The organism is Actinoplanes sp. KI2 (genome assembly GCF_025630775.1).
Classification (GTDB): domain Bacteria; phylum Actinomycetota; class Actinomycetes; order Mycobacteriales; family Micromonosporaceae; genus Actinoplanes.
Genome location: NZ_JAOSZE010000029.1, coordinates 46,027 through 71,199 on the forward strand (window position 1 = coordinate 46,027; position 25,173 = coordinate 71,199).

Annotated in this window: 28 protein-coding genes; 17 read left to right on the forward strand and 11 right to left on the reverse strand. The window is 72.6% G+C overall.

All coding sequences use genetic code 11. The features are described from left to right. Positions 1–8 precede the first annotated feature (8 nt). A complete protein-coding gene (locus tag ODJ79_RS28810) occupies positions 9–1,331 on the reverse strand; it encodes a M1 family metallopeptidase (RefSeq protein ID WP_263026736.1) in 1,323 nt (440 codons plus the stop codon). Positions 1,332–1,390: 59 nt separating this feature from the next. Here ODJ79_RS28810 and ODJ79_RS28815 point away from each other — a divergent pair, with 59 nt between their 5' ends. The 8 genes from ODJ79_RS28815 to ODJ79_RS28850 are packed head-to-tail and all read left to right on the forward strand — an operon-like array spanning position 1,391 to position 6,776. Then, the gene (locus tag ODJ79_RS28815; protein ID WP_263026737.1) at positions 1,391–2,284 is read left to right on the forward strand and encodes an ArsR/SmtB family transcription factor; all 894 of its coding nucleotides are present in this window, start codon (positions 1,391–1,393) and stop codon (positions 2,282–2,284) included. Positions 2,285–2,307: 23 nt separating this feature from the next. Continuing rightward, a complete protein-coding gene (gene msrA, locus ODJ79_RS28820) occupies positions 2,308–2,823 on the forward strand; it encodes a peptide-methionine (S)-S-oxide reductase MsrA (protein ID WP_263026738.1) in 516 nt (171 codons plus the stop codon). A 9-nt stretch (positions 2,824–2,832) separates the two neighbouring features. Next, positions 2,833–3,627 (forward strand): metallophosphoesterase, encoded by a 795-nt coding sequence (locus ODJ79_RS28825; RefSeq protein ID WP_263026739.1) that lies wholly within the window; start codon positions 2,833–2,835, stop codon positions 3,625–3,627. Between the two features lie 33 nt (positions 3,628–3,660). Then, entirely contained in the window at positions 3,661–4,086 is a 426-nt protein-coding gene (locus ODJ79_RS28830) for a YbaB/EbfC family nucleoid-associated protein (protein WP_263026740.1), read from the forward strand. Between the two features lie 3 nt (positions 4,087–4,089). Beyond that, the gene (locus tag ODJ79_RS28835) at positions 4,090–4,404 is read left to right on the forward strand and encodes a hypothetical protein (RefSeq protein ID WP_263026741.1); all 315 of its coding nucleotides are present in this window, start codon (positions 4,090–4,092) and stop codon (positions 4,402–4,404) included. Continuing rightward, positions 4,404–5,105: a WXG100 family type VII secretion target gene (locus ODJ79_RS28840; RefSeq protein WP_263026742.1), complete on the forward strand. Its 702-nt coding sequence runs from the start codon at positions 4,404–4,406 to the stop codon at positions 5,103–5,105. The genes ODJ79_RS28835 and ODJ79_RS28840 overlap by 1 nt, the downstream gene beginning before the upstream one ends. A 6-nt stretch (positions 5,106–5,111) precedes the next feature. Next, positions 5,112–6,059, forward strand: coding sequence for an LLM class F420-dependent oxidoreductase (locus ODJ79_RS28845; protein ID WP_263026743.1), 948 nt, complete (start codon positions 5,112–5,114; stop codon positions 6,057–6,059). A gap of 30 nt (positions 6,060–6,089) precedes the next feature. Further along, positions 6,090–6,776 (forward strand): HAD family hydrolase, encoded by a 687-nt coding sequence (locus ODJ79_RS28850; protein WP_263026817.1) that lies wholly within the window; start codon positions 6,090–6,092, stop codon positions 6,774–6,776. Here the strand turns inward: ODJ79_RS28850 and ODJ79_RS28855 are convergent. Then, positions 6,756–7,673: an aminotransferase class IV gene (locus ODJ79_RS28855; protein ID WP_263026744.1), complete on the reverse strand. Its 918-nt coding sequence runs from the start codon at positions 7,671–7,673 to the stop codon at positions 6,756–6,758. The genes ODJ79_RS28850 and ODJ79_RS28855 overlap by 21 nt on opposite strands. Before the next feature lie 51 nt (positions 7,674–7,724). On the opposite strand from ODJ79_RS28855, the gene ODJ79_RS28860 reads away from it, so the two are divergent. Then, on the forward strand, positions 7,725–8,201 hold the full coding sequence (locus ODJ79_RS28860) for a universal stress protein (protein WP_263026745.1): 477 nt from the start codon (positions 7,725–7,727) through the stop codon (positions 8,199–8,201). A 3-nt stretch (positions 8,202–8,204) separates the two neighbouring features. On the opposite strand, the gene ODJ79_RS28865 is transcribed toward ODJ79_RS28860, so the two are convergent. Further along, positions 8,205–8,939 (reverse strand): crotonase/enoyl-CoA hydratase family protein, encoded by a 735-nt coding sequence (locus ODJ79_RS28865; protein ID WP_263026818.1) that lies wholly within the window; start codon positions 8,937–8,939, stop codon positions 8,205–8,207. Between the two features lie 68 nt (positions 8,940–9,007). Between ODJ79_RS28865 and ODJ79_RS28870 the strand changes: the two genes are divergently transcribed. Next, positions 9,008–10,903 carry a Xaa-Pro dipeptidyl-peptidase gene (locus tag ODJ79_RS28870; protein WP_263026746.1) on the forward strand — a complete coding sequence of 632 codons (1,896 nt, stop codon included), beginning with the start codon at positions 9,008–9,010 and terminating at the stop codon, positions 10,901–10,903. Positions 10,904–11,033: 130 nt separating this feature from the next. After that, positions 11,034–12,503: a glycosyltransferase family 39 protein gene (locus tag ODJ79_RS28875; RefSeq protein WP_263026747.1), complete on the forward strand. Its 1,470-nt coding sequence runs from the start codon at positions 11,034–11,036 to the stop codon at positions 12,501–12,503. A gap of 7 nt (positions 12,504–12,510) precedes the next feature. On the opposite strand, the gene ODJ79_RS28880 is transcribed toward ODJ79_RS28875, so the two are convergent. Further along, the gene (locus ODJ79_RS28880; protein WP_263026748.1) at positions 12,511–13,584 is read right to left on the reverse strand and encodes an alpha/beta hydrolase; all 1,074 of its coding nucleotides are present in this window, start codon (positions 13,582–13,584) and stop codon (positions 12,511–12,513) included. Continuing rightward, positions 13,560–14,561: a hypothetical protein gene (locus ODJ79_RS28885; protein ID WP_263026749.1), complete on the reverse strand. Its 1,002-nt coding sequence runs from the start codon at positions 14,559–14,561 to the stop codon at positions 13,560–13,562. Before ODJ79_RS28885 ends, ODJ79_RS28880 begins: the two co-directional genes overlap by 25 nt. A gap of 95 nt (positions 14,562–14,656) precedes the next feature. Between ODJ79_RS28885 and ODJ79_RS28890 the strand changes: the two genes are divergently transcribed. The 3 genes from ODJ79_RS28890 to ODJ79_RS28900 are packed head-to-tail and all read left to right on the forward strand — an operon-like array spanning position 14,657 to position 17,367. Further along, entirely contained in the window at positions 14,657–15,100 is a 444-nt protein-coding gene (locus ODJ79_RS28890) for a cytidine deaminase family protein (RefSeq protein ID WP_263026750.1), read from the forward strand. After that, positions 15,100–15,585, forward strand: a complete 486-nt coding sequence (locus ODJ79_RS28895) for a gamma-glutamylcyclotransferase family protein (RefSeq protein ID WP_263026751.1) — start codon at positions 15,100–15,102, stop codon at positions 15,583–15,585. The genes ODJ79_RS28890 and ODJ79_RS28895 overlap by 1 nt, the downstream gene beginning before the upstream one ends. A gap of 45 nt (positions 15,586–15,630) precedes the next feature. Then, positions 15,631–17,367, forward strand: coding sequence for an MOSC and FAD-binding oxidoreductase domain-containing protein (locus tag ODJ79_RS28900; RefSeq protein WP_263026752.1), 1,737 nt, complete (start codon positions 15,631–15,633; stop codon positions 17,365–17,367). Positions 17,368–17,401: 34 nt separating this feature from the next. Here ODJ79_RS28900 and ODJ79_RS28905 read toward each other — a convergent pair whose 3' ends face one another. Both ODJ79_RS28905 and ODJ79_RS28910 read right to left on the reverse strand, forming a co-directional pair. Further along, positions 17,402–17,998, reverse strand: coding sequence for a hypothetical protein (locus ODJ79_RS28905; RefSeq protein WP_263026753.1), 597 nt, complete (start codon positions 17,996–17,998; stop codon positions 17,402–17,404). Positions 17,999–18,175: 177 nt separating this feature from the next. Continuing rightward, on the reverse strand, positions 18,176–19,219 hold the full coding sequence (locus ODJ79_RS28910) for a chitinase (RefSeq protein ID WP_263026754.1): 1,044 nt from the start codon (positions 19,217–19,219) through the stop codon (positions 18,176–18,178). Positions 19,220–19,324: 105 nt separating this feature from the next. On the opposite strand from ODJ79_RS28910, the gene ODJ79_RS28915 reads away from it, so the two are divergent. Then, positions 19,325–20,008: a hypothetical protein gene (locus ODJ79_RS28915; RefSeq protein WP_263026755.1), complete on the forward strand. Its 684-nt coding sequence runs from the start codon at positions 19,325–19,327 to the stop codon at positions 20,006–20,008. Here ODJ79_RS28915 and ODJ79_RS28920 read toward each other — a convergent pair. Next, positions 20,005–20,673: a response regulator gene (locus tag ODJ79_RS28920; protein WP_263026756.1), complete on the reverse strand. Its 669-nt coding sequence runs from the start codon at positions 20,671–20,673 to the stop codon at positions 20,005–20,007. The genes ODJ79_RS28915 and ODJ79_RS28920 overlap by 4 nt on opposite strands. 137 nt (positions 20,674–20,810) lie before the next feature. Next, the gene (locus ODJ79_RS28925) at positions 20,811–21,947 is read right to left on the reverse strand and encodes a sensor histidine kinase (protein WP_263026757.1); all 1,137 of its coding nucleotides are present in this window, start codon (positions 21,945–21,947) and stop codon (positions 20,811–20,813) included. 108 nt (positions 21,948–22,055) lie between these two features. Here ODJ79_RS28925 and ODJ79_RS28930 point away from each other — a divergent pair, with 108 nt between their 5' ends. Further along, a complete protein-coding gene (locus ODJ79_RS28930) occupies positions 22,056–22,568 on the forward strand; it encodes a hypothetical protein (protein ID WP_263026758.1) in 513 nt (170 codons plus the stop codon). A 534-nt stretch (positions 22,569–23,102) separates the two neighbouring features. Next, positions 23,103–24,302 (forward strand): S1C family serine protease, encoded by a 1,200-nt coding sequence (locus ODJ79_RS28935; protein WP_263026759.1) that lies wholly within the window; start codon positions 23,103–23,105, stop codon positions 24,300–24,302. Positions 24,303–24,313: 11 nt separating this feature from the next. Here the strand turns inward: ODJ79_RS28935 and ODJ79_RS28940 are convergent, their stop codons facing one another. Continuing rightward, positions 24,314–24,790 (reverse strand): hypothetical protein, encoded by a 477-nt coding sequence (locus tag ODJ79_RS28940; RefSeq protein WP_263026760.1) that lies wholly within the window; start codon positions 24,788–24,790, stop codon positions 24,314–24,316. Positions 24,791–24,933: 143 nt separating this feature from the next. After that, positions 24,934–25,083: a hypothetical protein gene (locus ODJ79_RS28945; protein ID WP_263026761.1), complete on the reverse strand. Its 150-nt coding sequence runs from the start codon at positions 25,081–25,083 to the stop codon at positions 24,934–24,936. Positions 25,084–25,173: the final 90 nt, after the last annotated feature.

Genomic DNA, 25,173 nt, shown 5'->3' on the forward strand with positions numbered 1-25,173 from the left:
GCCGGGCATCAATCCGCGGTGTTGCGCCAGCGCTGCCAGAACGCGGTCAGGTCGGTGGTCGTGACGGCCTGGAAAGCCGACCGCAACTGCGCCGGCTCGGCGATCGCGAAGCGGTACCGGGCCAGGTAGTCGCGCAGCGCGGTGCGCATCGCGTCCGGGCCGATCAGCGACTCCAGTTCATGGAACATGCAGGCTCCGTCGCCGTAGACGCCGGGCGGGTAGAAGTCGGGGTGGATGGCGTAGTAGTCCATGCCGGCGTCCACGCGCATTCCCGGGTCGAACCAGAACGGGGCGTTCGCGCAGTACGCGGGCGTGCCCAGCAGCTTTTCGCTGGTGTATTGGGCGAGCGCCTCATCCATCCACGGGTGGCGATACTCGTCGTTGCCGACCAGGGCGTACCACCATTGATGCGCGGTCTCGTGCACGGCCGGCAGGTCGGCGGGCTCGGTCAGGACGAAATTGGGGTACTCCATGCCCTGGAAACCGTCGAAGCCGCCGATCACGGTGTCCATTTCCGGGTACGGGTAGGCGCCGTACTGCGCGGCGCCGTACTCCAGGGTGCGCTGGACGTCGGCCTGGACCGTGCGGGCGGTGTCGGCGGTGACCTCGCCGGTGAACCAGGTGCGCAGGCGGACCCCCGTCGACGTCTGCCCGGTCACGCTGCCGAACGGGCCGGCCGCCCAGGCGAAATCGCGTACCAGGGGCGCGGCGATGCGGGTGGTCAGCCGGTCGCCGTGCCGTGACTCGGTGAGCACGGTGCCGGTGGCGGGCACCGCGACCGCGGCCGGATGGTCCAAGGTGACCAGGAAATTCGAGGTGGGCGTCTGGAAACTCTCGCCGTTGCTGACATACGGCGGAAGGTCGTCGCCGATCGCCGGAACGGGCAGCGCGTTGCCGAGGAACGCGTAGGGGCCGACGCGGCCGAAACGGTCGGCTCGTTCCGGGACCCGAATGGTGAGCGAAAAGGCCAGGGTCGTCGTTCGTCCCGGCGGCAAAGACCGGTTCAGGTGTACGGGAACTGCGGTGCACCCGACCGCGGGCGTACCGGGAACGCCGCCCTCGAAAGCGGAAACGGTGACGTCCCGGGTCGCGGCGCAGCCGTCCACGCCGTTGCCCCACAGCCGCAGCCAGATCCGGTCCATCGTGGCCGGGGTCGGGTTGCGCAGCACGATCCGCTCGCGACCGTCCCAGCGGGCGCCGGTCGAGTCGCTGGAGAGGCTCACGTCGTAGGCGAGCGGCTGGACGGCGTCGGGCGGCGCCTGATCGGGGCTGGGCGATCCGGGCGCGGGAGTCAGCAGGAGCAATGCGCTGAGCGCGTGCAGAACGGTCATGGCGGCCAAAATCGTCGCCGGGTATCGACGGGCGCGATCCTTTCGGGCAGGGTCGAAGGATGCTGCGGCTGCTGTTCGACCCCGCCGACCGGGGGCAGGTGGTGTTCGGCCTGGCCTGGCACGCCGAGACGATCGGCAGCCTGCAGGCGCTGCGGCAGCCGGGCCGCGGGCCGTTTCTCGACCGGTGGCGGCAGACCGCGCGGCCCCGGGCGCGCGGGCCGGCCGGGCCGCTGCTCGAGGCGGTTCCCGCCGACGGTTACGTTCCCGACCTGTTCACCCCCGAGGTGTACAGCGCATATCCGACCGATCGCCTGGTGGCCGAACTGCGCAAGGCGCGGGAGCCGCACGGGACGGAGTTGCTTGCGTTCGGTGCCGCTCTGGTCGCGTACCAGATCGCCTGTATCTCCCCGGCCATGCCGACGATCGGCGCGATGCTTCGCGCCGAGCTGGCCCATCGCGCGTTCCTGACTTTCACCGGCGGGGTGGACGCGGCGCTCGCGACGCTCGGGCCGGACTTCAGCTGGACGCCGCCGGTGCTGACCGTGCGCTCCCCGGTCGACGGCGAGGTGCGGCTGGGCGGGCGCGGGTTGCGGCTGGTGCCGTCGGTGTTCTGGACCAGGCCGGGGGTGAGCCTCACCGGTTATCGGCGGCCGACCGTCACCTATCCGATCCATCCCGCGCCCGCCTCGCCGCCGGAGCCGCGCGACGATCCGCTGTCCGCGCTGATCGGCGCCACCCGGGCCGAGGTGTTCCGGGCGCTGGTCGCCGGCCGCGGCACCACGCAGCTCGCCCGCGACCTGCGGATCAGCGCGGCCACCGCGTCGGAACACGTGAGCGCGCTGCGCGAGGCCGGGCTGGCCGCCACCCGCCGGACCGGCCGAACCGTCCGGCACAGCCTCACCCCGCTCGGGATGCAGCTGCTCGGCGTGACGGCAGCGGCCCGCAAACATTGAGGCCGCGCGGGTACGGTGGCGACATGAGTCGAACCGAGACCGCCGTCCTGGCCGGCGGGTGCTTCTGGGGCATGCAGCAACTCATCCGCCGCCGTCCGGGCGTGCTCGGCACGCGGGTCGGCTACACCGGAGGCGACGTCGAGAACGCCACCTACTACCACCACGGAACGCACGCCGAGGCCATCGAGATCACGTTCGACCCCGCGGTCACCTCGTACCGGGAGATCCTGGAGTTCTTCTTCCAGATCCACGACCCGACCACGCTGAACCGGCAGGGCAACGACGTCGGGCTCAGCTACCGGTCGGCGATCTTCTATACCAGCGACGAGCAGAAGCGGGTCGCCGAGGACACCATCGCCGACGTGGAGGCCTCCGGCCTCTGGCCCGGCAAGGTGGTGACCGCGGTCGAGCCGGCCGGCCCGTTCTGGGAGGCCGAGCCCGAGCACCAGGACTACCTGGAACGCATCCCGGACGGCTACACCTGCCACTTCCCGCGGCCGGGCTGGGTGCTGCCCCGCCGCAACGCCACCCCGGCGTAGCGGCGCCGGGTGCGGTTGCTGGCCGACCGGCCGGAGCGGCTGGCGACGATCCCGTACCGGGCCGCCGGGCCGGGCGGCGCGACCCGGAGTGTGCAGCTTGCGGTGGAGCGGCTGCGGGTCGACGCGCTGCCGGCCGGGTGTGCGGCCGTGGTCGCGGCCGGTGACCTGCAAGGGGTCGCGCCCTCGCCGCTCGGCGGGGAGCCGGTCCTGCTGGGCCTTGCGCTCGCCGACTACCTGGGCGTTTGGGCGGACGGTGGGCTGCTGCCGCCGGCCGAGCGGGTCGGGGTGCTGCTCACCGGGGACCTGTACTCGGCGCCGGGAGCCGACCGGCGGGGCGCGTCGGGGCCGGTGCTCGACGTGTGGCTGGCGTTCGCGGCGGCCGGATGCCGTCCGGTGGCCGGGATCGCGGGCAACCACGACGAGGTGACCGCGGGGGAGGTCGCCGAGCTCGGCGCGGGCGTGGCGCTGCTCGACGGTGACCGGCGGGAGTTCGGTGGCTGCACCGTGGCGGGCGTCTCGGGGATCGTCGGCGACCCGGCGCGCGTGCTGCGGCGTACCGAAAAGGACTTCCTCCGCCTCCTCGCGAAGGTCGCCACGCCGCCGCCGGACGTGCTGCTGCTGCACGAGGGGCCGGTGGGCGACCGGCCGGGCCAGCTGGGCCGGGAGTCGATACGCGGGCTGCTCGAGCGGCGGGCGCCGGCGCTGACGCTCTGCGGGCACGTGCACTGGGACGAGCCGGTGGCGCCGCTCGGCGACGGGCACGTCGTGAACGTGGACGCCCGGGTCGTCGTGTTCACGGCCTGAGTATCGGTGCACGTCGTTGGTAAACTGCCGGCCATGCCGGACGTTTCCGACACCGCGGAGTTCCTGGATCCCGACGCGTCCCGCGCGTACCTGCGGTCCTGGAAACAGGACGTCGAGGCCACGGCGGCCCGGGCCCAGGCCATGGCCGAGCAGCTGCAGCGGCTGCGCACCACGGCCACCGACGACAACGGCCTGGCCGAGGTCACCATCGACTCGTCCGGCGTGCTGCTGGACCTGAAGCTCACCGACCGGATCCACCGGTACGGGCCGGACGCCGTGGCGCGGGCGGTGATGAGCGCGCTGCGCGAGGCCCGGCAGACGGCCGCGCGGCGGGCACACGACATCGCGGTGGAGACCATGGGGGCGGATTCGCTGTCCGCGCGGACCACCGCCGAGCGGATGCGGCAGCAGCTCGAACGGCCGGACTCGGCGCCGGAGGCACCGGGGGACAGGGGGTAGGACGTGTCGGACGCCTTCCAGGTCGACTCGTCGCAGCTGTATCGGCACGCGTCCAATGTGCTGGCGGTGCGCGACCAGCTCACCGCGATCAAGGACGCCAGCCACGCGATCTCTCAGGACCACTCCGCGTACGGGATGCTCTGCGGGTGGATCTCGGGGATTCTCGAGTCACGGCACGCCGGCCAGGACGCGCTCTACGTGTACGTGGAGGAGAACCTGCGGCTGATGGCCGACGCGGTCCGGGCCACCGGCCGGGACTACGACGCCACCGACACCTCGGCGCAGGAGCGGATCAAGGCGTCCGGCGGGATCGGCTGATGTCGTACTCGTCGCTGGTCGCCACGACGACCACCACCCGTACCGCGTGGACCGGCTCCTCGCTGGCCGACGGCTTCCAAGGTCTCTACCAGACGGTGCAGGGCGGCAGCTGGGTCGACGGCGTGCTGGCCGGCGGCTCGCTCGTCGCCGACGCCGCGTCCACCGTGATCGACCCGTTCAGCGCGCTGCTGGCGAACGGGCTGGGCTGGGTGATGGAGCACTTCGAGCCGCTGCGCGAGATGCTCGACAAGCTGACCGGCATCCCGGACAGGGTGGCGGCGCACGCCCAGACCTGGGGCAACATGGCCGGTGCGCTGCAGGCGATGGCCGAGGACCTGCGGGCGGGCCTCGATGCCGACCTGCCCGACTGGGGCGGGACGGCGGCCGGCTCGTACCGCACGATGATGGACAACAACGTGGACGGGCTCGGCGGGCTGAGCGTGCTGGCCGCCACCATGTCGTCGGCGACCCAGGCCGCCGGCAACCTGGTCCAGTTCACCCGGGACATCGTCCGCGACCTGATCTGCGACCTGGTGGCCCGGGTGATCGTCTGGGCCGCCGAGGCGCTCGCCATCGTCACCATCCCGATCGTGACCGCCCAGATCATCTCCGCCGTGGCCAAATGGTGCGGACGGATCTTCGGGTACACCGGAGCTTTGGTCAGTAGCCTGGAGAACCTGACCACTCTGCTCGAAGGCTGAGGCGACGTGACTATCCGACTCGGATACCAGATTCCCAACTTCACCTATCCCGGCGTCGCCGAACAGGATCTTTTCGCCACCGTCGCGGCGCAGGCCCGCGAGGCCGAGACGGCCGGGTTCGACACCGTGCTGGTGATGGACCACTTCTACCAGTTGCCCGGCATCGGTACGCCGGACATGGCGATGCTCGAGGCGTACACGACGCTCGGCGCGCTCGCCTCGGCCACCTCGACGATCCAGCTGTCCGCGCTGGTCACCGGCAACACGTACCGGAACCCGGCGTTGACCGCGAAGGCGGTGACCACGCTCGACGTGGTCTCCCGGGGCCGGGCGATCCTCGGGATCGGGGCCGGCTGGTTCGAGCGCGAGCACCACGACTACGGCTTCGAGTTCGGGTCGTTCGCCGAGCGTTTCGAGAAACTGGAAGAGGCGCTGACCATCATCGCGCCGATGCTGCGCGGCGAGCCGGCCAGCCTCGAGGGCAAGTGGTACACGGCGCGCGGCGCGATGAACAACCCGCGGGTCCGCGAGAAGATCCCGATCATGCTGGGCGGCAGCGGCGAGAAGAAGACCTTCCGGCTGGCCGCCCGGTTCGCCGACCACATGAACGTCATCTGCGACGTCGCCGACCTGCCGCACAAGCTCGGCGTGCTGCGGCAGCGCTGCGAGGAGGCCGGACGTGACCCGGCGACGCTGCCGACCAGCTACCTCACCATGGGCCTGGTGGGCGAGGACGAGCGGGAGGTCAAGGAGATGGCCGCGCGGGTGCCCGAGGACCGGCGCGCCCGGGTCTTCCTCGGCAGCGTCGACCAGGTCGCCGAGCAGATCCACGAACGGGTGATCGGCGCGGGCATCGACGGGATCACCATCAACCTCATCGCCAACGGGCACCGGCCCGGCATGGTGAGCCAGGTCGGCGCCGCCCTCAAGCCGGTCGTCGGGATCAGCGGGTAGCCCGCGACCGGCATGACGACGCGGATAGCGATGTGGTCCGGCCCGCGTAACATCTCGACCGCGTTAATGCGCAGCTTCGAGGCCCGGCCGGACACCGTGGTGGTCGACGAGCCGCTGTACGCGCACTACCTGGCCGTCACCGGGATCGACCACCCGGGCCGGGAGCACATCATGGCGAGCCAGCCGACCCGCTGGCAGGACGTGGCCGAGGAGCTGACCGGGCCGCTGGCCGGCGACCCGGCCGTGCACTACCAGAAGCACATGACCCACCACCTGCTGCCGGAGATCGGGCGGGACTGGCTGGGCGGGCTGACCCACGCGTACCTGATCCGCGATCCCGCGCACGTCGTGGCGTCCTACGCCCGGGTGCGCGGGGAGCCGACGCTCGACGACCTCGGTTACCCCCAGCAGGTGGAGATCTTCCGCGCGTACGGCGGGCCGGTCGTCGACGCGGCGGACGTGCTCCGCGATCCGGCCGGCACGCTGGATCGGCTCTGCGCGGCGCTCGGCATCGGCTTCGACCCCGCGATGCTCTCGTGGGCGCCGGGTCCGAGGGCGACCGACGGCGTGTGGGCGCCGTTCTGGTACGCCGCGGTCCGCGCGTCCACCGGGTTCGCGGCGTACGACCCGCGGCCGGCCGACGTCCCCGAGCGCCTGCGCCCGCTGGTCGAGGCCGCCCAGCCGTACTACGACGAGCTAGCCCGCCAACGGCTCTAGCGGGAGCCGAACCCCGTGGGCGGCGGCGTACTGCTGGTACAGGGTGGCGAGGCGGGCGGTGAGGGGGCCGACGGTGCCATTGGCGATCGTGCGTCCGTCGATCACGGTGACGGCGGCGATCTCGCCCATCGTGCCGGTGCAGAAGACCTCGTCCGCGTTGTACATCTCGGTCAGCGACACGTCCCGCACCACCGCCGCGAGGCCGGCGCCCGCCGCCAGGTCGAGGACGGTCTGCCGGGTGATGCCCTCCGGGCAGGCGGCCGTGGTCGGCGTGACCAGCCCGCCGCCGGCCACCGCGAACAGGTGGGTGGCGTTGGTCTCGGCGACGAACCCGCGCTGGTCGAGCATCAGCGCGTCGTCGGCGCCGGCCGCGGTCGCCTCGATCTTCGCGAGGATCGAGTTCAGCAGGTTCGCGTGGTGAATCTTCGGGTCGAGCACGTCGGGGCCCGGGCGGCGCACGCTCGCGGTGGCCAGGCGCAGGCCACCGGTGTCGTAGACCGGCGGCTTGTGCTCGGCGAGGACGACCAGGGTCGAGCCCGCGGTGTTGAGCCGCGGGTCCATGCCGCTGGTCACCTTCACGCCGCGGGTCAGGGTCAGCCGCACGTGCACACCGTCGTACATCCGATTGGCCCGCAGGGTCGCGGTGACCGCGGCAATGATCTCGTCGTCCTCGGGGATGTGCGCGAAGTTCAGCGCGGTCGCCGACCGGCGCAGCCGCGCGAGGTGTTCGCGCAGCCCGAAGATCGCGCCACGGTAGAGCCGCAGCCCCTCCCAGACGGCGTCCCCGCCCTGCACCACCGAGTCGAACGGCGACAGTCCGGGCTGATCACGGTGGAGCAGCTGCCCGTTGACCCAGTACCTGAGGTCGGCGTTCCGCTCGTCGTACTTCTGCAGCATCGCCCCGATCATGCCACGCCGCCGATGGCCCGCTTCGGGTAGAACGGTGGGATGGACGTCGTGGTGTGGGTCACCGAGGGCACCTGGGAGGCCGCGGTGGATGCGGCCCGCGAGCTGTCCGGCGCCGAGTTCGCCCTGCTGCATGTGATCGACGTGAATACCGTGCAGGCGGTCGCCGGGGCTCGGGCCGGGCTGCTCGGCCGGGGGCTCAGCTACGACGTGGGCGGCACCGCCGAGCGGGTGCTCGCCGACGGGCAGTCCGAGCTGCTGGCGGCGGCCCGGGAGCGGCTCGGCCGGCCCGCGCGGCTGGTCGCCCGGCAGGGGCGCATCGAGCGGGAGGTCATCGCGGCGTGCGCCGAGGCCGGTCTGCTGGTGCTGGCCCGCGACGGCGACCACACCCGGCTCGGGCCGCACAGCATCGGCCACCATGCGCGGTTCGTCATCGACCACGCGCCCTGCCGCGTCCTGCTGGTCTGGCCGGACGAGCCGCCGGACCTCTCCACCGTGCCGCCGCCACCCCCGCACTGAGACTCAGGTGCCGGCGGTGAAGCGGGCCGCGCCCGACAGGCCGTCCGCCCGCAGCGACTGCAGGCCGACCTCGAGCTCGAACCGCATCGCCTCCTGCTCGGGGCGGCCGTTCTGCTCGTACGCCGAGCGGCGGTCGTTGCGCAGGCAGGTCTGCGGGAACGCGGCGATCTGCCGGGCCAGCGCCTCCGCGGCCGCCCGTGCCGTGCCGGGCTCGACGACGCGGTTGGCCAGGCCGAACTCCAGTGCCTCGGCGGCCGGGACCGGCCGGCCGGTGAGGATCAGGTCCAGCGCCCGGCTCATGCCGATCAGGCGGGGCAGCCGGACCGTCCCGCCGTCGATCAGCGGGACGCCCCAGCGTCGGCAGAACACCCCGAAGATCGCGTCGGCGGCGGCCACCCGCAGGTCGCACCAGGCGGCCAGCTCCAGACCGCCGGCGACCGCGTAGCCCTCGACCGCGGCGATCACCGGCTTGCCCGGGCGCAGCCGGGTCGGCCCCATCGGGCCGTCGCCGACCGGGGAGACAGTATTGCCGCGCGAGGTGCCGACGGCCTTCAGATCCGCGCCCGCGCAGAAGTGCCCGCCGGCGCCGTACAGCACCGCGGCGTCCGCCCCGGGGTCGGCGTCGAAGGCCCGGAACGCGGCCGCCAGCTCGGCCGCCATCGGACCGTCGACCGCGTTGCGGCGCTCCGGCCTGTTCATGATCACTGTGGTCACGCGGTCGGCGGTTTCGACAAAGATCGATTCGTACAAGACCTCTCCCGGATTAAGATGCGTCGATGTCAGGGACACGAACGCGAAGGCTTGCCATGGCCGTCGTCGCGGGGGTCGGTGCCACGCTGACCATCTTCGCCGCGCCGGCCGCAGCCGCCGGGACTCCGTACCTCAAGGGTGGACAGACCGTGCCGGTCTACTCCTACCAGAACGCCGTCCGGGAGAGCGTCTGGGTGCAGACGCCGCTCGACAACGACGGCGACGGCGTACCCGACCGGGTCGCCGTCGACATCGTCCGGCCGCGCGAGGCGGCCGAGCACCACCTGCGGGTGCCGGTCGTCCTCGAGGGCTCGCCGTACTACGCCTGCTGCGGGCGGGGCAACGAGGGCGAGCTCAAGGAGTACGACGCGAACGGCGTCATCACCAAGCAACCGCTCTTCTACGACAACTACTTCGTGCCCCGCGGGTACGCCTTCGTCTCCGCCGACCTCGCCGGGACCAACCGGTCCACCGGCTGCGAGGACGTCGGCGGCCGCGAGGAGGTGCTGGGCGCCAAGGCCGTGATCGACTGGCTGAACGGGCGGGCCACGGCCACGTACGCGGACGGCACCCCCGCCGTCGCGACCGGCTGGACCAACGGCCGCACCGGCATGATCGGCAAGTCCTGGGACGGCTCGGTCGCCAACGGGGTGGCCGCGACCGGCGTCGCGGGCCTGGAGACCATCGTGCCGATCTCGGCCATCTCCAGCTGGTACGACTACCAGCGCTTCAACGGGGTGCTGCGCGCCACCGACTACCCCGAGTACCTGAGCACCGTGGTCAGCGGCCGCCCTTCGGAGACCTGCGCGGCCGCGGTGAAAGCGCTTGATCAGGGCAGCGACGACGCGACCGGGAACTACAACGCGTTCTGGGCCGAGCGGAACTTCCGGCCGGACGCGAGCCGGGTGCACGCCAGCGTCTTCGTCGTGCACGGCATCAACGACACCAACGTGACCACCACCCAGTTCGCACAATGGTGGGAGCGGCTCGGCGTACCCAAGAAGATCTGGCTCTCCCAGATGAGCCACGTGGACCCGTTCGACATCCGGCGCGCCGATTGGGTGGACACCCTGCACCGGTGGTTCGACCGCTGGCTGCAGGGCCTGCACAACGGGATCGACCGGGAGCCGCCGGCGACCCTCGAGACCGCGCCCGGCACCTGGGTGAACGAGCCGGCCTGGCCGGCTCCGGCTGCGCGGCCGGTCAGGGTCGCGCTGGGTGACGGCGACGGGACGACCGGAACGCTGGGTGGTGGGTCCGGCCGCGGCTTCCGTACGTGGACGGACGCCCCCGACCTCACCGAGGCCGCCGCGACCGCCACCCCCGGCGCCGCGGTCCCCGGCCGGGTCGCCTTCCTGTCCGCGCCGCTCGCCACCGGCGTGCGGATCAGCGGCACGCCGTCGGCGACGCTGCGGGTGCAGGTCGACAAGCCGACCACCGAGCTGACCGCGCGGCTGGTCGACTACGGCACCGCGGCCCGGGTCAACTATCTCGGCGACGGCGAGGGCATCACCACGCTGGACACCCAGTCCTGCTGGGGCGCGTCGACCACGGCCGACGACGCCTGCTACTACGACACCGCCGAGGACGTGGTGACCGCCGACCACGCCGTGCTGACCCGCGGCTGGCAGGACGCCGCGCACCACGTCTCGCTGCGGTTCGTGACGCCGTTGCAGCCCGGCCGCTGGTACTCGATCACCGTGCCGATGCAGCCCACCGACCAGCGGCTCGCCGCCGGTCACGTACTCGGCCTGATGGTGCAGGCAAGCGACAACGAGTACTCGAGCCCGCAGTCGACCGGCGCCACGATCCGGCTCGACCTGCGCGGCAGCGCGCTCATGCTGCCGCTGGTGGGCCGCCTGCCCGTGCCGGGCGCCACCGCGCCGGTGGTGACCACGGCGCCGGCCGCCGCCGGCCTCGCACCGCAGCGGTTCCGCCCGCTGCTGCCCTGACCGGCCTTCTCCCCGGGGCATCCGCGCGATGCCCCGGGGAGAACAACCATTGTGGCGGGCGCCACTCTTTCATCAAATTGCCAGTCGGCTCACATGCGCATTTCAGTTTTCCCCGCTAAATCCGGCGTTGATGAAAACAAATCCGGGCGACGTGGGGGCCCGGCTCGCCGGTGCCGTTTGGATTCCGCCGGTGGTGCTCGCCGCCGCGATGGTCGGCTGGCAGGCCGCCCGGCCGCAGCTGTGGCGCGATGAGTTCGCGACCTGGTCGGCCGCCACCCGCTCGCCGTCCGCTCTCGATCGCCTGACCGAGCACATCGACGGCGTGCTCGAACCGTATTACCGCTTTCTGCACGTGTGGATCGGCATTTTCGGTGACTCGGTGGTCGCGCTCCGCTGGCCGTCGATGCTGGCCGCGGCGGCGACGGCCGGGCTGGTCGGCGTCCTGGGCGCGGTCGTGGGCACGCCGCGGGCGGGTCTGCTGGCCGGTCTCGTCTACGCGGTCCTGCCCTCCACCATCCGGTACGGGCAGGAGGCCCGGCCGTACGCCCTCGCCGAGCTTGCCGCGGTCGCGGCGACCCTGCTGTTGTTCCTCGCGCTGCGCCGGCGTCGCTGGTATCTCTGGGCCGGGTACGCCGTCACGCTGGCCCTGCTCGGCACCCTGCATCTGGTGATGCTGCTGGTGCTGGCCGGCCACCTGGTCGCCGTTCTCGACGACGTGCGGACCACGCGCTCCTGGCGGTCACTGCTCCCGCCGGGCGCCGCCGTGCTGGGGGCGGTCGCCGTGCTGGTCCCGCTCATGCTGCGCGGCTACACCCAGACCGGAGCCCAGCTGGGCAGCTCCCACCGCACCAGCCTGTACCTGCTGGCCGAGCTGCCGGTCGGGGTCTGCTACGGAGTCGTGGCGGCGGCCGCCCTGCTCGTGGCGGCCGTCGCGGGCGCGCTGCTGAACGGCCGGACCGGACGGGTGTTCGGGCTGATGACCCTCGCCCCGATCGCCGCTCTCGCCGTGCTCGCCCTGTTCGTGCCGGTCTTCAACCACCGCTACGTGATCTTCGTGGCGCCGCTCGCGTGCGTGCTCGCCGGTCTCGGCGTGGCCCGGTTGCGCCTTCCAGCCGGCCGGGAGGGCATGCTGTACGGGCTCGGCGCGCTGCTTCTGCTCCTGCTGATCACGCTGCCCGAGCAGGACACGGCCCGCCGGTCGCACGAGGAATTCTCCGCGCCGCTGATCGACTATCGCGGCGCCGCCCGTGTGATCGCGGTCGGCCGGCAGCCCGGCGACGCGATCGTCTACCAGCGCGGCGGATGGCAGTTCGCCGACATCGCGATGGAGTACTACCTGCGCCGCAACGCCCCGGCCGACGTCCTGGCCGCGACCACCCGCATCGCGGCCGGTGGCTTCTGGACCCCCGAGGAGCCCGCGCCGGACGCCGCGCTGGCCCGGGTGGACCGGGTCTGGGCCGTGCTCCCGGACGGGTCCGCGAGCGGGCCGGGACCGCGCTTCGACCGGGTGCGAGCCGCCCTGGCCCGAAGCTTTCGGGAGGCCGGCCGGTGGCGGCTGAGCGGCATCACGGTCCTGCTCTTTCTCCGCGGGCGCGCCTGAACCAGTCCTATCCGGTCGGGGGCACGGTGAAGGGCTGGCCCAGCCAGGTCGACAGCCAGTCGAAGGCGGGCGCCTCCATCGCGTGCCACGTCTGGGTGTTGTGGCCGCCGCCGTTGACGAACGCCGTCGTCAGGGCGAGCGGCGCGTGCGCCAGCTTGGCGACCGTCTGGGTGCCGCGCATCGCGTACTTGTCGCCCTTGCCGCAGGCCAGGTAGACGGCGACGGCCGGCTGCGGCAGGTGGGTCAGGCGCCAGAGCTCGTTGTAGGTGGTGTGCTCGGAGCCGTCCCCGACGTCGATGCCGGGGGTGGGGTAGCCGGAGAGGCTGGCGCCGGCCGCGTACTGGGCCGGGTGCCGCAGCAGCAGGTCGGTGGCGCAGTAACCGCCGGCCGAGAAGCCGATCAGGGCCCAGCTGCCCGGATCGCTGCGGACGTGCAGGTTGGCGGCGGCGAAGGCGGGCACATCCTCGGTCAGGTACGTCTCGGCCTGCGCCCCGCCGGCCAGGTTGGTGCATTCGGTGTCCAGCGCCGGGTCGGGCGTCTCGTAGGGGAACAGGACGACGGTCGGCGCCATCCGGCCGGCCCCGATCTCGCGGTCCAGGACGGCGGGCGCGCCCAGTTGGGTCATCCAGAACAGCGGCCCGCCCGGCACGCCGTGGAACGCCTCGATCACCGGGTAGCGCATGGCCGGGTGGGCGTCGTAGCCGGGCGGCAGATACGCGTACATCGGCATGGTGATCTTGCTGGCCGGGCCGGCGACGGTGAGGGTGACCACCCGGCCGCCGCCCGGCAGGCTCAGGGTCGCCGACGGGGCGGCGGCGTGGTGCCGCCCGTGCGGCACGGCCTCGGCGGCCTCGTCGGTCGAACCGAACAGGCGCGACCAGGTGGTGACCGCCTCGACCTGGCGGTTGACCCAGAACGCGCCGGCCGCGACCGCGGTCAGCAGGCAGACGAGCACGCCGGCCGCGCGGATCGGCAGGCGCCACCGGCCGCCGGCCCGGGACCAGGTGACCGCCAGGACGACCGGGGCCAGCACCGCGATCCCGATCGCGAGCAGCACTACCGCTTGGCTGTCGGGTGGCATCCGCATCTCCTGGTGGACGGTGGGGGCGAGGCCAGCGGCGGAGGTGTGCGCCCGATGGCCCAGGACAGCGCCGTGTACAGCGCGTCGGACGCGGTGCTCGGCAGCGGCACGACACCGGCCGGGGGTGCGGCGGCGGGGCTGCCCTCGACCACGGCGGCGGCGGTGACCCCGGCCGGCAGCGCGCCGGCCGGGGCGGTCGGCTGCGCGCCGGCCGGGGCGGTCGGCTGCGCGCCGGCCGGGGTGGTCCGCTGCGCGCCGGCCGGGACGACCGCGATCGAGGGGTAGCGCGCGGCCGCGTCGGCGACTGCGGTGTCCGCCAGGGCCGCGTCGTCGGCCGCGGCGACGATCGCCCAGCGGTGCGTGGTGACGCGCAGATCACGGTCCAGCCGGGCGGGCAGGGCGGTGGCGAGCGCCGGCGCCGTGGTGGCGGCCGTGGTGGTGGCGAAGACGACGACGGCCGAGATGCCGGTCGCGCTCGCCCGGCGGGCGGCCGATCCCTCCTGGGCGGCCGTCCAGGAGGCCGGATTCACGCCGACGACCAGCACCACCGAGTAGGCCCAGGTCGGGTGCAGCAGGTAGCCGGGCGGCGTGATCACGGTCGGCGCGGCGGCCAGCCCCCAGGCGTGCCAGTCGGCGGACTGCCACAAGAAGGTCTGCGCATCGCCGGTGCGGCCCGCGGCGCGGGCGGCAAGCTCCTGGTCGAGGGCGCCCGGCGTACTGCGGTAGGTCTTGTCTTGAGTGGTCACCAGCGAGGGCGCGGTGCCCAGCAGCGCGTCCCAGGTGGGGTAGAACTGCTCCGACCGGTTCACCGCCAGCCCGACCGAGAGCAGCAGGAGCACCTCGGCGAGCAGCACGCCGGCCACCCGCACGAGGTAGCGCACCCGGCCGAACCGGTTCCACCCCAGCACGGTCGCGGCCACGGCGGCGAGCGTTCCGAATGCCGCCAGCACGATCAGCGGACTCCCCGTCAAGGACACACCGGGGAGGGTAGACACCAGAAGCTAGGTGTTTGCTGTGTGCCGTTCAGCGGTAGATCTCGATCACCCCTCGGTCGGTCGATAGGCTGGCCGCGATGGACCTCCGCGAGCTGACCCCGGACGACCAAGACCTCATCGCGTACGCCGAGGCCGTGGTCGACGCGAACACCGACGGGGACGGCGGCGTCCACACCATGGGCGCCGCGGTGCGCGACGCGCAGGGCCGGATGCACGGCGGCATCAACGTGTACCACTTCCTCGGCGGCCCGTGCGCGGAGTTGGTGGCGCTCGGCCACGCCCGGGCGTCGGGGGCGCGCGAGCTGACCACCATCGTCGCGGTGGGCAACCGGGGACGCGGGCCGGTCGGGCCGTGCGGCCGGGACCGGCAGATCCTGTTCGACTACCACCCCGGCATCCGCGTCATCCTGCCGACCGACGTGGGAGTGCGCAGCGTGCGCATCGAGGACCTGATGCCACTGGCGGCGCGCTGGACCCCGGACGAGGGCACCCAGGCCTTCGACCCGACCCTCTTCGGCTGATGGCCGCCGTCTTCGCGTACGGGTCGCTGGTCTCCGGCGGCGGCACCCGTGCGCGGCTCACCGGGTGGTCGCGCACCTGGAATGTGTGCACCGACAACACCGCGAACGGCCCGGTCGTGTACGCGGACCCGGCCGACGGCACCCGGCCGCCGATCCAGGTGCTGTTCCTGACGATCGAGCCGGGCGCCGGCGCGGTCGAGGGAGTGCTGCTCCCGCTGTCCGACGAGGAGCTGCCCGCGCTGGACGCCCGGGAGGGCAACTACACCCGGGTCACGGTCGAGGTCGACGATTTCGGACCGGCCTGGGCGTACGTCGCCAAGGCGGAGAGCGCCGATCGCGCGCGGCGCGGCGTCCGGGCCGGCACCGCCCGGATCCGCCGGCATTACCTGGACACCGTGCTCGCGGCGTACCTGAACCACGAAGGCATACCGGCGCCGTGGCCGTTGCCGGCCCCGGTCGTCGACCTCGACCGCATCCGGCGATGACCATCACGGTGCTGGGGCCGTCCGGTGCTGGGGAAGGATGGGGTGATGGCGAGGCTGCGATCGGTCAACGTAGGGCTGCCCAAGGATGTGCCGTGGCGGGGGCGATCGGTCTATACAGGCATCTGGAAGTCGCCGGTGGGCGGGGCGGTCCTGGCGCGGCGGCTCAACCTCGACGGGGACGGGCAGGGTGACCTCGGCGGGCACGGTGGCGAGCAGCGGGCCGTGTTCGTGTATCAGCTCGACTCGTACGACTATTGGCGGAACTTCCTGGGCCGGGACGATTTCACGTTCGGGCAGTTCGGCGAGAACTTCACGGTCGACGGGCTCGCCGACGACGAGGTGCGGATCGGCGACCGCTACCGGATCGGGTCGGCGCTGTTCGAGGTGACCCAGCCCCGGGTCACCTGCTATCGGGTCGGGATGCGGATGGCCGACCCGCGGATGCCGGCCCTGCTCGTGCAGCATCGCCGGCCCGGGTTCTACCTGCGGGTGCTCGACGAGGGCGAGGTGCGGGCCGGCGACGAGATCGTCAAGGTGGCCGACGGGCCCGAGGCGATGACCGTGGCCGAGGTGGACGCGCTGCTCTACCTGCCGGGGCATCCGCGGGACCGGATCGAGCGGGCGCTGCGCATCCCGGCGCTCAGCCCGGGCTGGCAGGGGTCGTTCCGGGCGATGCTGGCGCAACCGGAGGCGGCCACCGGCAACGCCGGGCTGGCCGAGACCGAGCCGGCGCCGGCGTGGTCCGGGTTCCGGCCGCTGCGGGTGACCGCGGTGACGGCGGAGAGCAGCACGATCGCTTCGGTCCGGCTGGCCGACCCGGGCGGCACGCCGGTGGCCACGGCATTGCCGGGGCAGTTCTTGACCGTACGGCTGAAGCCCGGTCTTGTTCGTAGCTACTCGCTGTCCGGTGAGCCGGGCGACGCCGAGTACCGGATCAGCGTCAAGCGGGAGCCGCACGGGCAGGCCAGCGGATACCTGCACACGCATGTGCGGCCCGGCGACGTGATCGACGTGGCGGCACCGCGGGGGACGTTCGTGCTGCGGGCCGGGGCGGCGCCGGTGCTGCTGATCAGTGGCGGGGTCGGTGCCACGCCGGTGCTGGCGATGCTGCACGCCCTGGCGGCGGAGCGGTCCCGGCGTCCGGTGTGGTGGGTGCAGGCCGCGCGGAACGGGGCGGAGCGGCCGTTCGCGACCGAGGTGTCCGCGCTGCTGGCCGATCTGCCGGCGGCACACTCGTACGTCGCGTTCAGCCGGCCGGGGGCCGACGACGTGCTGGGGCGCGACTACGACGGGGCCGGCCGGCTGTCGGCGACGGTGCTGGGCGGGCTCGGCCTGCCGGACGGCGCCGAGGCGTACCTCTGCGGTCCTTCGGCCTTTCTCGGCGACGTCAGCGCGGCGCTGGCCGAGATCGGGGTGCCGGCCGGGCGAATTCACACCGAGATCTTCGGGTCGCGGCCGGGGCTCACGCCGGGGATCAGCGCGCAGGCGGCCCGGGCGCCGCACCCGCCGGCCGGGGAGCCGGGGGACGGGCCCGCGGTGTCGTTCGTGCGCAGCGATCTGAGCGTGCCCTGGCCGGAGTCGGCGGGCAGCCTGCTCGAGCTGGCCGAGGCGTGCGACGTGCCGGTGCGCTGGTCGTGCCGGGTCGGAGTGTGCCACACCTGCGAGACCGGGCTGCTCTCCGGCGAGGTGGAGTACGCGACCGAGCCGGTCGACCCGCCGGCCGACGGGAACGTGCTGGTCTGCTCGAGCCGCCCGCGCTCGGCCGTCGTCCTGGATCTGTGACCCGCCCACGAGTCCGACGCTGCCCCGGCTGACGTCAGGTCGTGGCGATCTCGTTGACCTTCGCCTGCACCGTCAGCTTTCGGGACGTGGTGCCGTCGGGTCCGATGGCCCTGAGCGTGTACGTGTGGGTCTGATAGGTGCCCGGGTCGCCGCTGCAGGGGAAGTTCAGGGTGGCGGAGTCCTCGGCGGCGTACTCGTTGTAGATGCCGGGGCCGTCCACGGACAGCGTGGTCTTGTCGGCGCCCCTGACCTTCCATTCGAGGACGACCGGCTGGCCCGGGTACTGGACCTGGTTGGTGCCGGACGGGCAGGACGGCTTGGTGCCGACGCGGAAGTAGGCGATCACCGGGCCGGCCGGGGCCGCGGTGGTCGGCGCTGCCGAGACGGTCACCTTGCGGGTGGGGACGGTCGGTGACGAGTGCGTGGTCGCCTGCGGAGTGGGGACGGAGGTGGTGCCGGCTGCCGCTTGCGTACTGGCGGCGGGACCGGCGCCGAGGCCGGTTGCCGCGTCGGCGTGGTGCAGCCGGGACAATGCGATCCCGGCCAGCACGGCCAGGATCACCATGGCGATCAGGACCGTGATGAACCAGCGCCATTTGGCCGCCGATGACGTGGTGGGTTGAGCCGGCACGTGTTCTCCCTGATGAGGCTGGTTTTCGGGAACTCTACGAGCGTTGCTCCCGGAACCCCCACCACTCGGGCCCACCTGGCACGAAGCCGGTATCTGCTGATCCTCTCGTTACTGACCGTGAGCACGGCGCGCAGGAGCCGGCGCCGGGCGTGGCCGACCACGCCCGGCGCGCTCGGCTCAGAATGCTCGTTTCATCAGGCTCGTGAACTGATACGGCGCCTGCGCCACGCCGGAGCAGTCGTCCGCGCCCGGCGTGCCCGGGCAGCCGCCGTTGTCGCGGCCGAGCGCCCAGAACGACAGCTCGCCGATGCCGTGCGTGCCCGCCCACCGGGTGATGTCGCGGGCGTCGGCGAGGGTGAACACCTCGAGCGGGCCGGTCTCGCCGCCCGAGCCGTAGTCGTCGATGCCGATCATCTCGGTGATGCCGACCATCGCCCACAGGTCCCGGGCGTCGCGCTGCGGGTACAGCGTCCGCAGCGTGCCGACCAGCCCGTTCGCGGCGGTCTTGGTGTCGGCGGCCATGTCGTGCGGCTGGTCGTCGTAGTAGTCGAAGGTCATGATGTTGACGATGTCTACGCGGGCGCCGTACCTGAGCGCGCTGGTCAGCACGTTGATCGCGTTGGGTTCGAGGCCGGCCGGCGTGGTCGGCAGCGTGTAGACGATCTGCAGCGGCCGGTGCTGCCGGGCGGCCCACCGCTGGACCAGGTGGATCGCCTGGTTGCGGCGGTCGATCGCGGCCGTGTTGTCCAGCGAGACGTCCTCGATGTCCATGTCGAGCCGGGTCACGTCGTACGTGCTGACGACCCTCTCGTACGCAGCGGCGATCTTGCCGACGTCGGTACAGCTGTCGGCGATCTCGGTGGCGGTGCTGTCCGCGCTGTAGCCGCCGAAGGACGGCACCACGTCGCCGCCGGTCGCGCGGATCCGGGCGATCTCCCGCCCGTAGACGGACCGGTCGACCGGTGTGGCCGGGTTGCCGTTCCACAGCACGTCGCACGAGCCGGTGGTCTGGGTCTGCAGGAACGCCATGGTGAGGTAGCGGGCGCCGGACGCCTGGCTGACGGCGGCCGGGTCGGCGTCGGTGTAGGTCTGGAAGTACGGGGCGAACACGTGACCGGGAAGCGTCCGGCACCCGGCGTTCGCAGCGCCGGGGGTGGCGACGATCGCGGCGACCGCGACGGTGGCGGCGAGGAGCCGCATCTGACCCTCCGTCCGTCTCATGGATAGTAAAGTTGACTGCCGATTGACCGTAAGATCGACCGCGGCCCATGTCAACCTGCTGACCAGGCGTTCTCGCCACCGATGCGAGAGGGCTACCGTGAGCCGATGGTGGACAGTTTTCTGCCTTCACTGCACGGTTTCGCGTTCGACAACGACTGGCCCGACCAGCCGGCCCTCACCCTGTCCACCCCGTTCGGCGACATCGGCATCGGCAACGCCGGCGGCGGCCTGTGCGGCGGCATGGTCTTCGCCGCCCTCGACTACTTCCTCGCCGGCAAGGACGCCGTGCTCGACCGCCCGGCCGCGGGCGACCCGCTGTACAAGTTCATCGTGAGCCGCCTGATCGACTCCTGGCACGTCCCGGCCGGCGTGGCGCAGTACTACCAGTGGATGAGTCTGCCCGACGGCGACCACGTCGTCCGGCTGTTCAACCGGCCGGTAGTCGCCGAGCGCGGCCTGGGCTGGCGCACCGTCCGGGTGCAGTGGCCGCAGATCCGGAAGGATCTCGACCGTGGCCTGCCGGTCCCGATCGGCGTGGTGACCGTGGCCTCCCGCAACCCGAAGGACCTGGCCCTCAACCACCAGGTGCTGGCCGTCGGCTACCAGGCGGACGGCCCCCGGGTGACCGTCCGGGTCTACGACCCGAACCGCGGCCGCCGGGACGACATAGCCATCGGCATGGACACCAGCGCACCGGGCCGCCCGGTCACGTTCGACCACAACCTGGGTTTGCGGCACCCGGTCCGCGGTTTCTTCCGAGTCGCCTACACGCCCCGCCCGCCGGCCTAGCCCTCCGCCGCTCCGGCGTCGTGCACGAGCAGCGCCAGCTGCACCCGGTTCGCCAGGTCCAGCTTGGTCAGCAGCCGGGACACGTGCGCCTTCACCGTGGGCACCCCCATGCCGAGCTCGTCCGCGATCTGCGCGTTGGACAACCCGCGCCCGACCGCGACGGCCACCTCCCGCTCCCGGCCGGTCGCCCGATCGAGCAGCGCCGCGGCGCCCACCCGGCGATCGTGCTCCACCGGATCGGCGACCTGCTCGATGAGCCGCCGGGTGACGGCCGGACTGAGGATCGGCTCCCCGGCCGCGACCCGCCGCACCGCCTCGATCAGCTCCCGGGGCGGCGCGTCCTTGAGCAGATATCCACTCGCACCGGCCCGCAGCGCCCGCAGCACGTACGCGTCGGCGTGAAAGGTCGTCAGCATGACCACCCGCGGCGGCCGCGGTCGGGCGCCCAGCCGCTCGGCCGCCACCAGCCCGTCCACCCGCGGCATCCGTACGTCGAGCAGCACCACATCCGGGAAGTGCGCGTCCACCAGCAGCGGCACGTCGGCGCCGTCCGCACCCTCGCCGACCACCTCGAGGTCGGGCGCGCTGGCAAACAGCAGCCGCAGCCCGCTGCGCACCAGCGGGTCGTCATCGACGATCACCACCCGGACCCTCAGGCCGGCCACGGCAGCCGCACCTTCAGGACGGTCACCACTCGGACCCTCAGGCCGGCCACGGCAGCCGCACCTCCAGGCCGTTCACCACTCGGACCCTCAGCCCGGCCACGGCAGCCGCACCTCCAGGACGTTCACCACTCGGACCCTCAGGCCAGCCACGGCAGCCGCACTTCCAAGCGGAACCGCCCGGCGGCCGTGCCGTGCGCCAGCAGCCCGCCGGCCAACTCGACCCGCTCGGCGACCCCGACCAGTCCGAGCCCGCTACCCGGGACCTGCCCCGCGCCGCCCGCCGAACCGGCGGTCACCGGATTGCTCACCGCTATCCGCAGGCCGTCGCCGGGGCCGCCCTCCAGGACCAGGTCGACCGGCGTGCCGGGGGCGTGCTTGCGGGCGTTGGTCAAGGCCTCCTGCACCACGCGGTAGGCAACCCGGCCGGTGGCGCCGGGCGGGTCGCTCGCGCGGGCCAGCCGATCGTCGAAGCACACCTCGCTGCCACAGCGCCGGGCGTCGGCCACCAGGTCGTGCACGTCGGCGAGGCCCGGCTGCGGCGGCTCGGGCTCGGCCGCGGTGTCGTCGCGCAGGACCCCGATGACCGCGCGCAGTTCCTCGAGCGCGTCGTGCGCGCCGGACCGGATCACGCCGGCCGCCTCGTGCAGGTCGGGGGAGAGGTCCGGGTGCAGCTCCAGCGCCCCGGCGTGCAGGCTGACCATGGAGAGCCGATGGGCCAGCACGTCGTGCATCTCGCGGGCGATCCGGTCGCGTTCGTCCCGGCGCGCCTGGGCCACCCGGGCCGCCTGCTCGGACTCGGCCCGGGTGGCGCGCTCGTCGAGGTGCCGGATCAGGGCGTGGCGCTCCCGGGCGTACAGCCCCCAGCCCAGGGTGGCGGTGACCAGCACGACGCGGACCACCACGTCCGTCCAGATCGGCAGCCGCGGCTCGGACTGCAGCAGCAGGTAGATCGGCAAGGTGGCCAGATAGAGCCCCGCGAAGCCGGCCGCCACCGCGAAACGGCGCCGCAGGGCCAGCCCGAAGAGAGCACCCAGGACCGCACCACTGGCCATGATGGACACGGCGCTGAGCGGCACCACGGCCGCCGCCAGGCCGACCGGCCATCGGCGCCGCAGCAGCAGGGCGAAGCAGGCGGGCACGCCGATGGCGACGTCCACCTGCCACGGGATCCGGCCCGGCACCGGCCCGGTCGCGTCGCCGATGGCCACCAGCAGCGCGCCCCCGGCGAGCGCGGCCACCACGGCGACGACGTCTCGGACCCGGCTCTCGGACACTGAGTCAGGCTAGCCCGATCCCGGGTGCCGGCACCCCCTACCAAAGTCGAGGGTGCGCCGACCGAAGGCAGACGCCGAGACCCCGGCGGGTCGAGCATCGTGGCCGGCATGACACACCCCGACTTCCGCGACATCCTCACACCGGTCCAGCTGGCGATCTCGGTCGTGGTGCCGTTCACCGGCGTGCTCGCCGTGACAAGCCCGCACCGCCGGCTGTCCCGACGTCTCCTTGCCGCCGAAGCGCTCGCGGCCGGCTGCGCGCTGGCCGGCGTGCTGCTGGCCGCGATCGTCAGCGGCACCCGGCCGCCGGCCGAGCGGCTGGCGGTGCTCGTCCTCGGATCGGTGCTGGTCCAGCTGATCGCGCAGTCGGTCGGCACCGGGTGCGGGCTGCTGGTGCGGCGGCGTCCGCTCGCGATGGCCGCGACGATCGTCGTGCCGATGGGCGTGACCGTCGTGCTGGGCGCGCTCGATCCCGGCGGCGGCCTGGTGCGCTGGCTGACCCCGTACGGCAATGCGCGGGCCTTGCTGGCCGGCAGGCCGACCGCCGCGCTCGCCGTCGTCGTGCTGCTGTGGTGCGTCCTGCCGAACGTCGCGGGCCGCAAGTCCACGGTGGACGGATGACGGACCTGGCCATCGGCGCGGACTCCGCGGCACCGCGACCCGCCGCACGGTGGCCACGGCCGCCGGCGTCCGGCCGGCGACCGTCGAGGGCGACGACGGCAACCCCGCCACGCACGGCGCAGACCGGGCCGCCGCCGAACTGGGGCCGGTTGGCACGGCGGGCGCTGGCCGATCTCGACCCGGCCCGGGTGCGCGCGGTCGTGATCGGCGTGGCCGGCCGGGCAACCCCGGACGACCCGCGCGCGATGCGGGCGTTCACCGGCGGGGGAGTGAGGGCCCCGGCGACCCGCTTTCATCCCGCCGGGAGGAGGCCGGCTCACCCGGACATTTGGTTTAATCCACCCTGGCGCCGGTTTCTGCATGCCTAGCTGCAACAGCGTGCAAATTCACGCGGCAGGACGGCGTCGTGGGGACGTGGCAGATCATGGAGCCGCTGCTCACCTGGCCACCGCGGGTCAGCGTGTACCAGCCGTTCCTGGGGACCGGCATCGCTGTTGCCATGTCCAGCGAAGATCATTTCAAGGGTGATAGTACGTGGAAAGCTCAAGTCACGGCCCTGATCCGGCCGCCGCTCCGCCGCCGGACGGTGGGCGCCGCAGCGTGCTTGTCGGCGACAAGATCGTCCTGCGCAAGGCCGGCGGGTGGATCACCTGGGGTGGCATGGTGATCGCCTTGATCGTCGGTGGCGTAGCCGGCGCCGTGCTGGTCGCCGCCACCCGCTCCACCGGGAACGCCGGGGCGCCCAGCGCGAGCAGTACGGCCGGTGTATCCGAGGCAAGCACCGCGAGCGTCTGCAACGCGACGACGGTAGCGAGAAAGACCCTGCCGTCCGTGGTCACGATCTCCGCCACCAACGGCAGCAGCGGAGGCACCGGGTCGGGCGAGGTCATCCGAGAGAACGGATACATCCTCACCAACAACCACGTCATCTCGATCGCCGCGGCCCCCGGCGGTCAGGTCGAGGTCCTGTTCAACGACGGCGGGACGGTACCGGCGACGATCACCGGCCGGGATCCGAAGGCCGATCTGGCCGTCATCAAGGTCGACGGGCAACCGCCGCTGCCGGTGATCCCCTTCGGCTCCTCGAAGAACGTGGTCGTCGGCGAGCCGGTCGTTGCCCTCGGCGCGCCACTCGGACTGTCCAACACCGTCACCTCGGGGATCATCAGCGCCCTGGACCGCACGATCGCGGTCCCGGGTGACAAGGGGCAGAACGCCCTGCTCGTGTCCGCGCTGCAGACCGACGCGGCGATCAATCCCGGCAACAGCGGCGGATCGCTGACCAACTGTGCCGGCCAACTCGTAGGCGTCCCGTCGGCGGGCGCGACGATACCGAGCTCGGAATCCGGCGGCGGCAGCTCGGGCAACATCGGCCTCGGCTTCGCGATCCCGGTCGACGTGGCGAAGGTCATCTCGGATCAGATCATCGCGACGGGGAAGGTGACCCACTCGTACTTCGGGCTCAGCGCCATGACCGTGCCATCGGCGGAGGCCGCCGCCAGCGGTGGCCAGGGCGGCATCTACGTCGCCTCGGTCGTGCCGGGCGGCCCCGCGGCCAAGGCCGGTATCAAGGAGGGCGACGTCATCACCTCCCTGGACGGAAAGCCGGTCACCAGCACCGATGATCTGGCCGCCGTCACGCTGACCAAGCCGCCGGGCGAGACCGTCACCGTCGAATACACCCGCAACGGACAGCCGGCAAGCACCAAGGTGACCCTGGGGGCGGCACCCTGACGGCGCGACTCTCAGTTCCACGGCTGATCCGCCGCGGCCGCCTCCCGCTCGGCCCGCTCATGGCGACGAACCAGCAGCGTCGTCTCCACCGCGTACGTGACGATCGTCAGTGCGCCCGCAACCATCAGGGCGAGCAGCCCGCACACCGCGATCTGCGCGCCCGGCCCGCCGCCCATAGCGGCGATCCGGGTCTGCAGGTCCTCCGGCCCCCCGCCCCGGCAGTACGTCTCGACGCACGAGTTCCCCGACCTCGACGGCGACGCCCACGCCAGCACCCCGATCAGGATGACGGCGATCGCCCCCAGCGGGGCCAGCCCGGCAAACCACAGCCGCGCGCTGCGGCTCGCCCACCACAGGCACGTCCAGGCCACGACCAGCAGTCCCGGAAGAACCCAGTACCCCCACGTGAGCTCGGAGAGGATGATCAAGTCGGCGACCGCCTTCCCGAGCCGGGGTTTGCTGACGGCGATCCTGTCAGGCTGAGACAAGTCGGGCCGAGCACGCCGCCGGGACGGATACTCCTATGGATGTCAAGCAGTGTTGAGGGCTGTGCGAGGACTACAAACGCCTCGTAGTACACGCCGGTGGCCGCTGGCGGCTGCTGTACCTGCTCGTCGACCGGGATGAACTGCTACGCCGCCTGACCGAACGCAACCGCCGCGACGACGCCAACGCCCTCGTCGTCACCGCCCACATGCTCGACGACTTCATCGCCCGGTTCGAGCCTCCCCACAACGAAGGCGAAGAGATCATCCAGCCATAGCCCGACAACGTCATCCACGAAGAGGCAGTCGACGACGGTGAGCTGGGCCGGCCTGCGGTGGCGCCGGAGCGGAAGGTGAACTCCAGGTGGCCAATCTTGATTAATTCC

What these genes read in the sequence shown, in the direction of transcription:
- ODJ79_RS28810 (WP_263026736.1), bottom strand. Translation starts at nt 1,331, where the DNA reads ATGACCGTTCTGCACGCGCTCAGCGCATTGCTCCTGCTGACTCCCGCG.
- ODJ79_RS28815 (WP_263026737.1), top strand. Translation starts at nt 1,391, where the DNA reads ATGCTGCGGCTGCTGTTCGACCCCGCCGACCGGGGGCAGGTGGTGTTC.
- msrA (WP_263026738.1), top strand. Translation starts at nt 2,308, where the DNA reads ATGAGTCGAACCGAGACCGCCGTCCTGGCCGGCGGGTGCTTCTGGGGC.
- ODJ79_RS28830 (WP_263026740.1), top strand. Translation starts at nt 3,661, where the DNA reads ATGCCGGACGTTTCCGACACCGCGGAGTTCCTGGATCCCGACGCGTCC.
- ODJ79_RS28840 (WP_263026742.1), top strand. Translation starts at nt 4,404, where the DNA reads ATGTCGTACTCGTCGCTGGTCGCCACGACGACCACCACCCGTACCGCG.
- ODJ79_RS28850 (WP_263026817.1), top strand. Translation starts at nt 6,090, where the DNA reads ATGTGGTCCGGCCCGCGTAACATCTCGACCGCGTTAATGCGCAGCTTC.
- ODJ79_RS28855 (WP_263026744.1), bottom strand. Translation starts at nt 7,673, where the DNA reads ATGCTGCAGAAGTACGACGAGCGGAACGCCGACCTCAGGTACTGGGTC.
- ODJ79_RS28860 (WP_263026745.1), top strand. Translation starts at nt 7,725, where the DNA reads ATGGACGTCGTGGTGTGGGTCACCGAGGGCACCTGGGAGGCCGCGGTG.
- ODJ79_RS28870 (WP_263026746.1), top strand. Translation starts at nt 9,008, where the DNA reads ATGGCCGTCGTCGCGGGGGTCGGTGCCACGCTGACCATCTTCGCCGCG.
- ODJ79_RS28875 (WP_263026747.1), top strand. Translation starts at nt 11,034, where the DNA reads ATGAAAACAAATCCGGGCGACGTGGGGGCCCGGCTCGCCGGTGCCGTT.
- ODJ79_RS28880 (WP_263026748.1), bottom strand. Translation starts at nt 13,584, where the DNA reads ATGCCACCCGACAGCCAAGCGGTAGTGCTGCTCGCGATCGGGATCGCG.
- ODJ79_RS28890 (WP_263026750.1), top strand. Translation starts at nt 14,657, where the DNA reads ATGGACCTCCGCGAGCTGACCCCGGACGACCAAGACCTCATCGCGTAC.
- ODJ79_RS28895 (WP_263026751.1), top strand. Translation starts at nt 15,100, where the DNA reads ATGGCCGCCGTCTTCGCGTACGGGTCGCTGGTCTCCGGCGGCGGCACC.
- ODJ79_RS28900 (WP_263026752.1), top strand. Translation starts at nt 15,631, where the DNA reads ATGGCGAGGCTGCGATCGGTCAACGTAGGGCTGCCCAAGGATGTGCCG.
- ODJ79_RS28910 (WP_263026754.1), bottom strand. Translation starts at nt 19,219, where the DNA reads ATGAGACGGACGGAGGGTCAGATGCGGCTCCTCGCCGCCACCGTCGCG.
- ODJ79_RS28915 (WP_263026755.1), top strand. Translation starts at nt 19,325, where the DNA reads ATGGTGGACAGTTTTCTGCCTTCACTGCACGGTTTCGCGTTCGACAAC.
- ODJ79_RS28930 (WP_263026758.1), top strand. Translation starts at nt 22,056, where the DNA reads ATGACACACCCCGACTTCCGCGACATCCTCACACCGGTCCAGCTGGCG.